We start from the raw sequence: 14551 nt of genomic DNA, 5'->3' as shown, positions 1-14551 counted from the left end.
GTGTAATATTTTTGTTAGACTAGTATAACTCGGTGGCAGCCTTATTCGCTCGTGACTCAAATCAATTAGCTTCCTCGAACTTGGCAACTCGGTCTGCTCTCAAACGTTGTCTTGCTTTATCGAAAGCTAATTTTCGTTGACGATTCGATGAACTGAGCTTTTGCTCCAGTTGCATAAATTTCTGATAGAACTTCAGTGCTTCTTCTTTCTGATCTAAATTAGAGTATATTTTTGCTAAAACCTTGGTGGCATCTTTTGTACGTTTTATATCGCTAATTTCTTCAGCTGATTTAAGTGCTTTAAGCGCTATTTCCTCTGCATTTTTATATTCTTGCTTCAGAAAATGAAGCTCGGCTATCGTATTCTCTGTACTAACTGTTAATATTTTCCAGCCATAATTCTTTACTTTCTGGTAATTAGTTTCTAATAGTTTTTCTGCCCTTTGAATATTTCCTTTATTCATGGCTATTTGTGCCTGCATGTTTGTCAGGTGAAGTAAAATTATTACTTCTTTTGCCTTACTACAAATGTCCTGCGTTTTACCTATTCTACTTTCTGCTAATTCTATTCTGTTAGCCGAGTGTTCTATAACTACCATTTCATAATATGCCTGACATTGATCGGCTAAGCTTCCACCCTCGACACCAAGTCTGAGTAGACGGCGAGCATGCTCCATTGCAAAGTTAAGCATATCGGAATCATTATAGAAGCTGACGGCATTTTGCAGAATATTTGTTTTGTACTTATTATTATGCATCTTTGACAAGTAACTCAAAGACTTATCCATATTGTAAAAGGAGTTGATGTAATCTGCCTGAAGTTGCTGGACCGAGGCTAAAATTGAATAGGCCCTTCCCTTATAATCTGGGCTTGCATTGCTATTTATTATTTTCAGTAACGTCTTTTCCGCGCTAATAAAATCACTATGCATTGCCTGGGAGTGGGCTCTTATTAGGAGGTATAAATTTTTTTCTTCTTCTCTAAACTTATGCTGTTCCTTCGATATGCTATCGAGCTTTAGCTTAGTTAAAGTCAGGTCAGCTAGTCTTTGTTCCTCTATATCTTTTAATTGCTGGTAATAATCAGCTTTGACTAACCAAGCTGTAAGTAGGAATGGAATAAGAACCACACACGAAAGGTTCCTTACATAGACTTTCAATTCAACACCCTGTCTATCAATTCAGGTTGCCTCGTCTTGCAATATCAAACGCTAATTTCCTTTGCCTAACCCTTGTTTTGTTTTCGACATTTAATTCCATATACTCCTTATAAAACTTTATTGCCTCTTTATCATTATCTAATTCGGAGTAGACTTGCGCTAATAGGGCTGATGCCGCTTCAGTTCTTTTCTTATCGCCTATTTTTTTAGCTAGTTCATACGCTTTCAGTCCATGCTTTTCTGCCAAATTTAACTTATTCTTTTCAAGATGGAGTTTCCCATATAACGTATTTGTGGCTGACCTCAATACATCCCATCCGTACTCTTCTACCTTAGGATATAGGTCTTTAGCGATTTCCTCAGCTTTTTTTAAATTTGAAGTTTCTAGGTTTAACTCCATCAGACCATAGTTAACAGCATAAGAAACTATTAAGTTATTACTTTTTTCACAATATGATTTGGCCATCAACAGACGGTTTTCTGCCATTTTAAAGTTTTGCGTTAAGAGCTCAATTGCTCCCAACTCATAAGTTGCTCGGCACATTGCTCGTGAATCTTTAATTTTATTAGCAACTCTTATTGCTCTCCGGCCGTACTCCAATGCAAACTCTAAAAGATCTGCATCTTTATACATACCTACTGCATTTATTAATATTTTCGCCTCAGAGCTGGCATCGCTTAAGGAATCTATTAGTTTTAGGGACTTATCTAATGTTATAAATGCATCAACACTTTCACCTTTATGGTGGTAGATAGACGATAATACTATAAGTCGTTTTGCTTCTTGCTCTGGATCCAACTGACTACTTTCTAATTCTTCTAAATCAGCTTTTGCTTTAGCAATATTATTCGTCATGTAAAGTACATGCGCTTTGAGTAGTTTATGATGTTCCTTTTCTTTATTTGATAATTTTTCTCGTTCATTCCCGATAGCTTCTAATCGTGCAAGGGAAGTAGGCAGATCTACTAAAAGTTCCGCTTCTATTTCTTTCAGTTCCTCAGAATAATTTTTATTGTCCACTGCCTGCACCGTATTTAAATACACCCATGCAACGAGCATTATTATTAATTTAAACATCAATAATCCCTTGTGCTGTGACATTATTTAATTATCCTTTTAAAACTCTTTTTTTTCAAACTTGCTGTTGCTTATCATTCATAAGGAGTTCATCCAAACCTAATTTTTCAACCAACTCCTTGTTTATACTCATTTTTTTAGCTGGCGGCACAACCATCGTTGTATGAAGATTAAGCTTAGCCATTGGCAGGTCTTCCAGATTTAATTCATCCTTTCTGACCTTGTCTAGTGGTAAAAAAGCCGCTTCATAGAGAATGATTTTGTGCTCTTTTGGGTACCACTGTAGCAAATACTCAACAAAAATTTCTAAATTTCTTCTACTTGTCTTAAACGTTCTAGCTGTAGTCTCACCAGCTAAAGCAACTTGCCATAATAAAAGGTAACTGGTGACATTAGGTTGGTGGCCATAGAATAAGAATTGTGACGCTTCATAACTATGAATACCAAAACTACCCGGATCGATTCCCAGGTCAGAATAGAGGCAGGCCTCCGCTGAAATTCCCGGCTCCATATAAGCAGAATATCCTTCTCCCCTAGCCAGCCTAACTGACTCATGAGGTACCCACGCAAATACCCCCGCGTGACCATAAAATACGCCACATACATTTTTTCCCTGCTTCACTTCATCCAGAATACGCTGAATCATTTCGTCATACGATTGTTTTCTGTGCTTCCCTTCCCCGTAATACGATTGCAGGCTAATATGCTTATTACTTATACTCGCCAGCCAGTTCTCCGCAATTGGATGAGGCATCAGTGACAAAACAATATCTGCCTCTTCCACTATTTTTTTCGCCCTAACTGAGATATGCCCCGCCAACAGCATGCCAGCACTAACAGCTACATAAGAACCGTTCTGTTTATTTGTCATCTTTCATTAGTGTGACAATGTGAATACAGACGGCTTTGGTTCCAATCAATTTTTCTACTTCTTTTGTCTCACCTTTCAACACGGCCCTAATTTCATTATCTTCCAATCCAAAGTCTTTCATCACAGCCTCTGGGTTTTCTACATATGATTTATTTAATTGTGAGTCTTCAGATAGCTTAATGACAAACTCTTCAAATTTTTTCTTAGACATAGTAGTTCCTTAACTTTCCCCAAATACAATAAAATATAAGTCAAAAACGCTTTATTTATACATTACAAATACTTAAAAAGCCAGCATAGGCCGGCTTTTTAAGTCAAGTATCAAGTTCTCAAAATAAGCTATTCTGAATAACTTTCCGTGGGGGGACAGCTACACATTAGATTACGATCACCAAAAACATCATCAATACGATTAGTCGTTGGCCAAAACTTGCTTAAAATAGTTGCTTCAGAAGGATAAATAGCTTCCGCAATAGAGTAAGGTTTATCCCAATCACGCAGATCCGCCTGAGTATGCGGTGCGTTGGTTAGAGGATTATTGTCTTTTTCCCATTCGCCACTTGCTACCTTCTCAATCTCTTTTTTGATTCGAATCATCGCATCAATAAAACGATCCAGCTCATACTTAGACTCACTTTCCGTAGGCTCGATCATGAAAGTACCTGCCACAGGGAAACTCATTGTTGGCGCATGGAATCCGTAATCCATCAGTCTTTTAGCCAGATCAACCTCGCTGATATCGGTGTCTGCCTTAATTTGACGCAAGTCAATTATGCATTCGTGAGCCACTTTGTCGTTACGACCGGTATACAAAACAGGGTAATGCTCAGACAGCTTATTTTTCAGGTAGTTGGCATTTAACAAAGCCACTTCCGTGGATCTTCGTAGTCCCACCTGCCCAAGCATTTTGATGTATGCCCAGGAAATCGGCAGAATCATTCCACTACCGTAAGGAGCTGCCGAAACCGCATTATCTCGAGCTTCCACACTGTGTACCTTACGTACTGAGTGGCCAGAGACAAATGGTGCCAAGTGAGATTTCACTCCGATTGGGCCCATGCCGGGACCGCCACCACCATGTGGAATTGCGAACGTCTTATGTAGATTCAGATGTGATACATCGGATCCGATGTCACCTGGACGGGAGATTCCGACCTGCGCGTTCATGTTTGCGCCATCCATGTAAACCTGACCGCCGTTGTCGTGGATAATATCGCAAATATGTTTAATTTCTTCTTCGTAAACCCCATGTGTGGACGGGTATGTCACCATTAATGCTGCCAGGTTATCTTTCATTTCGACAGCTTTTGCTTCTAGGTCGGCTACATCAACGTTACCTTTGTCATCACACTTAACAATAACCACTTTCATTCCAGCCATCTGGGCTGATGCAGGATTAGTGCCGTGCGCGGAACTTGGGATCAAGCAAATGTTACGGTGACCGTCGTTATTGCTCTCATGGTATTTCTTAATCGCAATCAGGCCTGCATATTCACCCTGTGCACCAGAGTTAGGCTGCATAGAGACAAAGTCATAACCGGTAATTTCCACCAAATCAGCTTCCAGCTCTTTGATCATTTTCATGTAACCATAAGTCTGATCTTCTGGCGCAAACGGGTGTATAGTCGCAAACTTCGGCCAGGTAACTGGCAGCATTTCACTGGTTGCGTTCAATTTCATGGTGCACGAACCCAGAGGAATCATACCGTGAACCAATGAAAAATCCTTGCTTTCCAAGCGTTTGATATAACGCAGCATATCCGTCTCAGAATAGTAATCTTTGAATGTAGGATGGGTCAGGAAGTCTGACTGACGAACTAGGCTAGCAGGGATCGAATCTTCTGCTTCATTATCTAGAGCAAATATATCCGCTTCCGTTCCGGTGATGACTTCAATGAGCTGTTCTATATCATCCTGGTTTTTAGCTTCATCGATCGAGAAGCTAACAAGTTCACCATCGTAGCGAAGGTTGACCAAAGCTTCTTTAGCACGGTCCCGAATGGAATCAACGTCTGATGCACGGAAAGTCACTGTATCAAACCAATGGTCATTAACCACTTCCAGGCCGGCATTCACCACCGCCGAAGCAACAATTGATGCATAGCGATTAATCCGCTGAGCAATCGCTGTTAAACCCTTCTTACCATGATACACGGCATAGAAACTTGCGATATTGGCCAGTAACACCTGCGCGGTACAAATGTTAGAAGTCGCTTTCTCTCGGCGAATGTGCTGCTCACGAGTCTGCATCGCCATACGCAGTGCGTTATTACCCCGAGTATCTTTGGATACACCGATAATACGGCCCGGTAAAGAACGTTTATAGGATTCACGCGTACCAAAAAACGCTGCATGAGGACCACCAAAGCCCATTGGAACACCAAAACGCTGTGCCGAGCCAAACACCACATCAGCACCCATCTCGCCTGGTGACTTCAGTAGCACCAGACTCATAATATCCGACGCTACACAGGCAATAGCCTTTTTCTCGTGAAGCTTTTCGATAATAGGCTCAATATCAACGATGTCACCATGCATGTTGGTATAAGACAACAAGGCACCAAATACATCATGCTCAACCGCTTCTTCTACAGGACCAATAATTAAGTCCCAGCCATAATGGTCAGCGCGAGTTTTAATCACATCGATAGTTTGCGGGAAAGTTTTCTCGTCAACAAAGAAGCTATTACATTTTTTGTTTTTCGAAGAACGCTTGGCTAAAGCCATGGCTTCAGCTGCTGCAGTTGCCTCATCTAACAAAGATGCGCTTCCCAGCTCCATTCCAGTCAAATCCATGGTCATTTGCTGGAAGTTCAAAATCGCTTCTAAACGACCCTGAGCAATTTCAGGCTGGTAAGGTGTATAGGCGGTATACCATGCTGGGTTTTCTAATACATTACGCAGAATCACATTGGGCGTAACTGTATCGTAATAACCCATACCTATATATGACTTGGCTACGATATTTTCGTCGGCTAGTGACTGTAGATAACGAAGTGTCTCTTGTTCCGAGCGCGAAGCTTCAATAGCGATGGGCTCTTTGACCTGAATCTTGTGTGGAACCGCTTTCTCCACCAAATCATCCAATGAGGTCAAGCCTAATTCACCGAGCATTTCCTGAATTTCATTCTCGCGCGGACCTAAGTGACGACGGATAAAATCATCCGACTGTTGTAAATCTTTCAAATTCGTTTTTTCAGTCATACCTGTCACGACCTATAACATTTTAGTAATACCAGAACGGTACCAACACAAACCATCTAAACCGAAAAAGCCTCGAATCATATCGAGGCCAATCCTACTTTCCACTAAGTGCTTTTTACCGAAAGCTTTTCGCCTAATCACAAAGACTTAGTCTTTATTGTTCTCAGAGCAAGGCAAATGCGTTTGTAACGAGGCGACGTTTACTTGAGGTTAAACGAGCTGAGTTACTGATGCATTTAACGATGCTATGGGGCAATAAATTATTCGTCAGCTATCTCTTCAGCATAATCTTCCGCCGACAGTAATTTTTCCAGATCACCAGCGTCAGCTAACTTCATTTTGAACATCCAGCCATCGCCATACGGGTCGCTGTTAATGAGTTCAGGAGAATCTTCCAGCTCTTCGTTCACTTCAGTAATAGTACCGGCTAGTGGTGCATAAATATCCGAAGCTGCTTTAACCGACTCGACTACTGCGATTTCGTCTTCCGCATCAACATCTTCATCAACTTCTGGTGCTTCAACGAAAACAACGTCACCAAGCAATTCTTGTGCGTGCTCAGTAATGCCCACTGTTACCATGCCGTCACCTTCATCACGGATCCACTCATGGCTCGATACATATTTTAATTCTGCTGGAATTTGGCTCATTCTCTCTTCCTCTATAGCAGTCTGAAAAATTCAGATAACTACCCGTTCAAAAATTAATCGTATTGTATATCAAACATTTCCTCTGCCCAAGCCTTTAACGCAGGACAGAATGCTGGTTCTAACCTCTAATGGAAGACTAAAACACTAAATCAATGACTTACCTTTGCGTACAAAGCTCGGTTTCACTACTTTCGCCGGAATTTGTTTTTTGCGAACCTGCACCAGAACTTCTTCTGCATCAACCGAACGTTGAACACGAGCCATGGCAATACTCTTACCTGTCGTCGGCGACATAGTGCCCGAGGTCACAACACCCACAACCTCATCGTTTAACACAACGTCCTGACCTTCACGCATGATGCCTTTACCCTCTAGCACCAGACCTATCAGCTTACGTGGGATACCATTAGCTTTTTGCTCAGTCAGAGCTTTACGTCCAACAAAGTCACGACCTTCCGGCTCCCAGGCAATGGTCCAACCCATGTTAGCTTCTAATGGCGAAACAGTCTCGTCCATGTCATGCCCGTACAAATTCATACCTGCTTCAAGACGTAAAGTGTCACGTGCAGCCAAGCCGCATGGCTTCACTCCGGCTTCTTCTAACTGTGCCCACAAATCTGCAGCTTTATTGTCCGGGACCAGGATCTCATAACCATCTTCGCCAGTGTAACCAGTACGCGCGACGAACAGGTCACCGGCATAAGCAGCCATAAATGGAGTTAGCTCTGCTATCGCCTGTTTTTGCTCATCACTGAATACCGACTGCGCCTTTTCAATTGCCTGAGGTCCCTGAACTGCAATAATTGCCAAGTCCGAACGCTCCTCAACGGAAACATCGAACTGCTGGGCAACATTTTCCAGCCAGGCCAGATCTTTTTCGCGGGTTGCAGCGTTAACGACTACACGGTAGTGAGCGTCATTCAGATAATAGACGATAAGATCGTCGATAACGCCGCCACTTTCATTCAACATGCCTGTATATAACGCTTTCCCTTTTACCGCTAATTTTGCAACATCGTTTGCAAGAAGATACTGAAGATAAGGTTTGGCGTCGCTTCCTTTAATTTCAACAATGGTCATATGCGACACATCAAACATACCGGCGGTTTCACGCACCGCTTTGTGCTCATCAATTTGAGAACCATAGTTCAACGGCATATCCCAACCGCCGAAATCAACAATACGTGCTTCTGCATCCACGTGAGCCTGATATAAAGGTGTTTTATTACCCATAACGACACCGTACCTTAATCAAATAAGAGTAGAAATAGTGGCGCCAGATTATACAGGGGATTGACCGACAAAAGAACCCAAAAGACAACTGTCTGACCAGACAATCAACGATATTATATAGTTTTAGTCTATCACAACTCTCTATCGTCTATAGCTCACTCTTCTTGATTAGCAGGATAACCGGAATGATCCCTACGGCTACCAGCATGATAGCGGGTAACGCGGTTAACTCCCATTCACCTTCCGAACTGAGTTCATAAATACGGATTGCCAGCGTATCCCAGCCATAGGTCCTTAGAATCAGGGTTGCTGGCATTTCTTTCATGACTTCCACAAATACCAGTAGCAGTGCAGTCAATACACCGGGGCGAAGTAACGGGATATACACCCTGAACAGTCTTTCCCTCTTACCAGCTCCCAGGATGCCAGCAGTTTCGATGATGCTCGGCTTAATCTGTCCCATTGAACTCGACAACGGCCCAAAGCCAATTCTGAGGAAGCGAATCACATAAGCCAGCAATAGGGCAAACAGTCCCGTGGCTAACCACTGACCTTTCTCATTGACAATATCGGCTATCCATCCGTCGATAATATTCAGTGCCATCATAAGTCCCACTGCCAGTACGGTTCCCGGCATGGCGTAACCAAGCTGTGAAAACTCACCCATGACTGCTCTGGGTTTTGAGTTTTTCTGCCGCTGTGCCCAAACCACGATAGCAGCAATCATCAAGGTTAACAGGGCCGCAAGAACCGCCAGAGTGACTGTATTTACCAATAAATTTAAGGTACCTTCAGTATGTCGCTCAAAACTTGAAACTGACCAGACGATCAACTGAATCACGGGAAGAATAAATCCGAGAGAAAATACTGACCAGGCCAGCACTTGCGCAAAAACACCCCATCCGCCCGTTAGTTTCTGCCGGTATTGCTTAAGGGCAGCTCCCGATTGCTCGTAACGGCCCTGCCCACGTCCCCACTTCTCAGCTAGCACCGCCAGAGTGACAAATAAAAGAAGCAGGCACGCCAGCTGAGCCGCCGTATTTTGGCTATAAAAGCCATACCAGGATTTATACACAGCGGTAGTGAAGGTGTTGAAATTAAAAATACTGACTGCGCCGAAATCTGCCAACGTTTCCATTAGCACCAATGCCAGACCCGCCACCCAGGCTGGTCTAGTCAGCGGCAATACCAACTTCCAGAAGGCAGCTATCTTGCCATATCCCAAAGTCCTGGCGCTCTCATAACTGGAACGTCCTTTGCGCTGTAACGCACTGCGCATTAATAAATAGACATAGGGATATAAAGAAAGGGTAAACACCAATGATACGCCAAATGGGCTGCGCATATCTGGCAGCCATTCGATGCCTAGGCCAATAGTATTCAATGCATGCTGCATTGGACCGCCAAAGTCAGTAAAACCCAGCACCACAAATGCCAGAATATAAGGCGGTATAGCCAGAGGCAACATTAACCCCCACTGCAAAATTCCTCGTCCCGGAAAGTCATACATCACAACCAGCCAGGCAAGCCCGACACCCAATAAAAAGCTAGCCGATCCAACCAGTACGATTAGTAATATTGTATTAGTAAAAAGTTGCGGTAGTTCGGTCTGCCAAAGGTGTTGCCATAGGCCCGCTTCTATATCATTCCAGGATCCTATCAGCGGAAATAATGGCAATATACAAAGAGTAAAAACAAAGAACAGCAAAATGGCCGGTAACCAGCCATTGAAACGCTGACGCCAGCGAGAACCGCTGGCGCCATTTTTATTGGTCGAACTTGATAAATATGTTTGCTGCAATGTATTAATCTTTTATTTGTAACCTGCTCGATCCATCACTTTGACCGCTTGTGGTTGCAGCTCACCTGCTTTTGACAGATTCATATCGTCAGCGGTAAAACTGCCCCAGGCTTCAACTTCTTCTACAGGCTCAACATTAGGGTTCGCCGGATACTCCATGTTCAAACCAGCGTACATTTTTTGCGCTTCCGCGCTGGACAGCCATTCTATCAGCTTTGTTGCGTTTTCGACATTGGAAGAATGCTTTGTGATACCCGCGCCGGAAATGTTGACGTGTACGCCAGAAGTCTCTTGATTTGGCCAGAACAGCGACAAAGGTATTTGAGGATCTTCTTTTTCCAAGCGACCAAAATAGTAAGTGTTTACTATTCCAACATCACAAGCACCAGCCTCAATAGCTTTCATCACTTTAGTGTCATTGGAGAAAGGATCCGTTGCCAGATTGGCTACCCAGCCTTCAACAATTTTTTGAGCTTTCTCTTCGCCATGACGCGCAATCAGCATGGCAACCAGTGACTGGTTATAAACCTTTTTAGAAGTCCTTAGACAGACACGGCCTTTCCATTGCTCATCCCCAAGTGCTTCATAAGTACTAAGCTCATCAGGATTAACACGCTCTTTGCTGTATACGATAGTTCTTGCTCGAACTGTTAAGCCAAACCATTCATTATCTGGATCCTGTAGGCTTTCTGGGATATTCGCTTCCAGGATTTCAGAATCAATAGGCTGTAGAATCTGTTCCTGAGTGGCCTGCCACAGATTACCAGCATCCACTGTCATCAATATATCTGCGGGTGAGCGCTCACCTTCCGACTTCAATCGACTGATCAAAGGCGCGGCTGCGTCGGTGATGTAGATGACAGGAATACCTGTTTCTTCGGTGAACTGCTCAAAAAAAGGTTTGATCAAATGCTCTTTTCTCGAGGAATAGACAACAATCTCTTTAGGAGTAGGTTCTTTTGTTGCTGGCTTGTTATCGCCGACGGCAGTTTCCTGTGCTTCTCCATTTGAGTCAGTTTGAGGCTTTTGCTGTTCTGAGTCATCACAAGCCGTTAAACCTAAAACAGTTCCAAGGCTTAGAGCAAGCAGCCATTTATTGGTAGAAATCATTGACGATACCCGTGGTCTGTAATGTATTAATGCTGACTTAAATGATAATTATTATCATTTATAATTTCAAGCTAAGATTGTTGATCAGAATCAATTAAACCCTAAATTCCCATCGCCTGACGGATCAACTTCTGCTTTAACAATGGATGCTTATTAGTTTGAGCCAAACCGTAACTGCGGGCCATCTGAATAATTGGAATTTCCTGTTCAAACAAACGCTTAAATCCCATCATAGCCAATTGCATATTTTTGGTTTCCGCTTTTCTGGCTCTTTCAAAAGGCCGTAAGCGATATCGTTTTCCTATATCAGCCTTGCGCATAATTGAAGTATGGATGCACTGAGCCAGCTCTTCAGCATCGGCGAAGCCAAGATTTACGCCCTGACCAGCCAGCGGATGAATGGTATGCGCGGCATCACCTATCAGCGCAAGTCGTTCAGCAACCATTTGCTCTGTCGCTCGTTCAAATAAAGGGAATGCAACCAGATCGCTTTCGACACTAATATTACCTAACCGATTTTCAAACCGTTGCTGCAGCAGCTGGTTAAAATTTTCTGCCTGTAGCAGCTGATTAGCACGCTCTTCCTTTACTGACCAGACAATAGAGCAGGTATGTTCATCAGCCAATGGCAAGAATGCTAAGGGGCCATCATGATCGAACCGCTGCCAAGCTGTTGCCTGATGCGACCTTTCGGTCTTAACTGTGCATACAATTGCTTTGTGTCCATACGGCTGTTGCTTTTGTCCTATGCCGCTGGCTTTTCTTAGCCACGAAAAAGCTCCGTCAGCGGCGACTAAGAGACTGCTTTTTAAACGCTCTCCGGAATTAAGTGTCAGCTCTGCGAAATCATCATGATATGCAACCTCCTGACATTTATAAGGGCACATCCAGTTAATGTTTCTGTTCTTCTCTGCAACTTTGAACAGGGATCTCCGTAATACCCGGTTTTCAATAATGTGTCCTAAATTCGGCTCTGCGATTAAGCTGGCATCAAACTCAATTTCCCCTTGAGTCGACTCGCCATCCCACACTATCATTCGTCGATAAGGCGCTTTTTCACTAGCCGATATCTGCTCCCAGGCACCAATAGATTCAAACAACCTTTGGCTGGCCCGGGTGATTGCACTGACGCGCTGATCAACATCTCCTTCAGGCCACTGCATTTCAACAGGCTTTGGTTCTATCACGGCAATGGTCAAATCTTCGGATGCCAGTCGGCAGGCCAGCGCCAGACCAACCATACCACCACCAACAATGGTAATGTCGTAATCAACCTTATTTCGTCTATCACTCGAAGCAGACATTTAATGCATCCTCTGAATCTACTTTATTTTCTAATACATGCTCTAATAACTTTGGCATTGGAGGGTGTTTCATTGGCCCCAAGCCCAGCTCTGCTCTTCGCGACCTAATCCCACCTATTAACTGCTGTGTTCTCTGCTTGATGTTTTTGTCAGTAAACTCGTATTCCAAATCGGCCAGTAAACTGGTAGAAAGTGTTTCTCCGAGTTTATCGTCCAGTTCCGTAGCCACGCCGCGCCATGCTAAAAAATCTAATTCCAGCTCCTTTAATAACTCTTGATTTCGGAGCTGCTCTTCTTTCCGCTGCTCATCATAGATCTGTCGAGCCAGGTTGGATGATTTACAAATTAACAAAGCAGTGTAGCCGTCAACTATTGCTTTGTCGCAATATGGTTGCGCACGCTCCATGCTTTTTCTGTCACCTTTAAGATAGAGCTTATAGGCTAAACGTACATTAGCCATTGAATCCCCAGCCTTAGCCATGTCCTCCAGAGCATCTATCTCATAATAGTCATAATCGGATTTCTTTTTAATTTCGAGTCCGCCCTTTGAATACTCAGTTTCAAAATAGCCCCGGGAGAAAGCCCAGCTTTTCACGTCCCGCATAAAATTGTCTGACTCGTAAATATCACCCTGCTGATACCAGTCATCGTATTCATAAGCTAACTCGCAAAGCACTTTGTTTTTATTTTCTTTTTTTTCTACAGCCTCAGTCAGAGTCTCTTCCGTAGCACTATCAGAGCTCTCAGCAACCTGCTGTTGAGGTTCAGAGGTATCCTTATCTGCAGTTGATTCTAAAGCGTGAGAGTCAACATTACCTTTAACCTTAACCATCGGCTTAGCGTCGCTCTCAACAGGCTCTTCCTGCCACAAGTTATAAGCCACAATGGATAAAGCCACGACCATAGCAGCCAGAGCACCAATGATTTTATTTGTCATTTGCCGCCAGCTCGCTGTTATTAAAATTAAAACCCATCGCCTGCTCCGCAAATACTGATTTTGCCACAGGTGATGTATCGAGGAATTTTAGTAAAAGATTGCGAGTCAAGGATAAGGGAGCCCAGCTATTGGCAAAGAGTCTAGCCAGGGACTCAGTCACGAATAATGTCTGCTCCCTATCTTTCTGACGCATTTCCTGGTATTCGCTCAATACCTCATAAGCCCCATAGTCCGACTTATTTTTCAAAAAGTGTGATAGCACTGAAACATCGCGTAAGCCCAGATTAAACCCCTGACCAGCTATCGGATGTAACGACTGTGCAGCATTACCAATAATCACACACCGACCTCGAAATAGGGTTTCTGCTTTTTGCTGAACCAGTGGAAATGATTTTCGCTCGCCCACCTTGGTAATTCGACCTAGGCGAGCACCAAATGTATCTTCAAGTGATTTAGCAAACTGCTTTTCCGACATGCTCAGGTAGTTGTCTATCTGATCCCGAGGTTTAGACCAGACCAGAGCCATCCGCTTTTGCGTCAAGGGTAATAATGCTAGTGGACCATCTGTAGTGAAGCGCTCAAAGGCAACATTGTCATGTGGCAGCTGCGTCGATAAGTTACATACTATCGCTGATGTATTAAAGTCTTTTACTTCGCTCTCTATATGCAACATCTGTCGTAACGGCGACCGGGCACCATCCGCCAGTACCACCAGCTGTGCTCCAACCTCGGCGGTATCCCCCTCCATCTCTATTGTCAACGTGGCCTGCGATACATCCTGTTGTAATTTCGTGACAGTGGCAGGCGTAATGTAATCGATCGCCTGTTCCAACTCAATTTTCTGATGTAAAGTATTCCCCAGTTGCCAGTTTTCAACAACGGCTCCTAATTGCTCAACCTGAGCTTCTTCCGCACTGAGCCTAGCAAATCCAAAATGCCCCTTATCAGAAACGTGTATGGTTTTTATTGGTTCTGATACCTGTTGGACAGGAACCCCCAGATGATCAAGGATATTCAGCGAAGCCGCTGACAGGGCTACGGTGCGATCATCAAAACTGGGCTGGGACTGATTGTTCGGTTCAAAAGCTTCAAACACAGCACTTTCAATTCCTTGCTGCGCCAACGCCAAAGCCAGACTTGCACCTGCCATACCGCCGCCGACTATCACCACCGGGTAGAATTGTTTTACCGCTACCGTCATCTA

12 protein-coding genes are annotated in these 14551 nt (G+C 43.6%); all 12 read right to left on the bottom strand.

Annotated elements, in window-relative coordinates:
* Window positions 1-61: 61 nt before the first annotated feature.
* Window positions 62-1129, bottom strand: coding sequence for a hypothetical protein (locus tag KS2013_RS00825; RefSeq protein ID WP_068988475.1), 1068 nt, complete (start codon window positions 1127-1129; stop codon window positions 62-64).
* A 46-nt stretch (window positions 1130-1175) separates the two neighbouring features.
* Window positions 1176-2237 (bottom strand): tetratricopeptide repeat protein, encoded by a 1062-nt coding sequence (locus tag KS2013_RS00820; protein ID WP_156768942.1) that lies wholly within the window; start codon window positions 2235-2237, stop codon window positions 1176-1178.
* A gap of 55 nt (window positions 2238-2292) precedes the next feature.
* Window positions 2293-3108 (bottom strand): SAM-dependent methyltransferase, encoded by an 816-nt coding sequence (locus KS2013_RS00815; RefSeq protein WP_068988470.1) that lies wholly within the window; start codon window positions 3106-3108, stop codon window positions 2293-2295.
* On the bottom strand, window positions 3098-3319 hold the full coding sequence (locus KS2013_RS00810) for a hypothetical protein (RefSeq protein ID WP_068988468.1): 222 nt from the start codon (window positions 3317-3319) through the stop codon (window positions 3098-3100). Before KS2013_RS00810 ends, KS2013_RS00815 begins: the two co-directional genes overlap by 11 nt.
* Window positions 3320-3447: 128 nt before the next feature.
* Complete coding sequence (gene gcvP, locus KS2013_RS00805) at window positions 3448-6312, bottom strand: aminomethyl-transferring glycine dehydrogenase (protein WP_068988466.1); 2865 nt, start codon at window positions 6310-6312, stop codon at window positions 3448-3450.
* Between the two features lie 260 nt (window positions 6313-6572).
* On the bottom strand, window positions 6573-6962 hold the full coding sequence (gene gcvH, locus KS2013_RS00800; RefSeq protein WP_068988462.1) for a glycine cleavage system protein GcvH: 390 nt from the start codon (window positions 6960-6962) through the stop codon (window positions 6573-6575).
* A 144-nt stretch (window positions 6963-7106) separates the two neighbouring features.
* Window positions 7107-8195 carry a glycine cleavage system aminomethyltransferase GcvT gene (gcvT, locus tag KS2013_RS00795; protein ID WP_068988460.1) on the bottom strand — a complete coding sequence of 363 codons (1089 nt, stop codon included), beginning with the start codon at window positions 8193-8195 and terminating at the stop codon, window positions 7107-7109.
* A gap of 148 nt (window positions 8196-8343) precedes the next feature.
* Window positions 8344-9996: an ABC transporter permease gene (locus tag KS2013_RS00790; RefSeq protein WP_068988458.1), complete on the bottom strand. Its 1653-nt coding sequence runs from the start codon at window positions 9994-9996 to the stop codon at window positions 8344-8346.
* Between the two features lie 12 nt (window positions 9997-10008).
* The gene (locus KS2013_RS00785) at window positions 10009-11106 is read right to left on the bottom strand and encodes a Fe(3+) ABC transporter substrate-binding protein (RefSeq protein ID WP_068988456.1); all 1098 of its coding nucleotides are present in this window, start codon (window positions 11104-11106) and stop codon (window positions 10009-10011) included.
* A gap of 101 nt (window positions 11107-11207) precedes the next feature.
* Window positions 11208-12410, bottom strand: a complete 1203-nt coding sequence (locus KS2013_RS00780; protein ID WP_068988454.1) for a UbiH/UbiF/VisC/COQ6 family ubiquinone biosynthesis hydroxylase — start codon at window positions 12408-12410, stop codon at window positions 11208-11210.
* Window positions 12394-13347: a hypothetical protein gene (locus KS2013_RS00775; RefSeq protein ID WP_068988452.1), complete on the bottom strand. Its 954-nt coding sequence runs from the start codon at window positions 13345-13347 to the stop codon at window positions 12394-12396. The genes KS2013_RS00780 and KS2013_RS00775 overlap by 17 nt, the downstream gene beginning before the upstream one ends.
* On the bottom strand, window positions 13337-14548 hold the full coding sequence (gene ubiH / locus KS2013_RS00770) for a 2-octaprenyl-6-methoxyphenyl hydroxylase (protein ID WP_068988451.1): 1212 nt from the start codon (window positions 14546-14548) through the stop codon (window positions 13337-13339). The genes KS2013_RS00775 and ubiH overlap by 11 nt, the downstream gene beginning before the upstream one ends.
* Between the last annotated feature and the right edge of the window lie 3 nt (window positions 14549-14551).

The organism is Kangiella sediminilitoris (genome assembly GCF_001708405.1).
In the GTDB taxonomy this organism is placed as follows: Bacteria; Pseudomonadota; Gammaproteobacteria; order Enterobacterales; family Kangiellaceae; genus Kangiella; species Kangiella sediminilitoris.
Note: the sequence above shows the minus strand (reverse complement) of the source record. Positions and strands in the feature narration are given on the sequence as shown.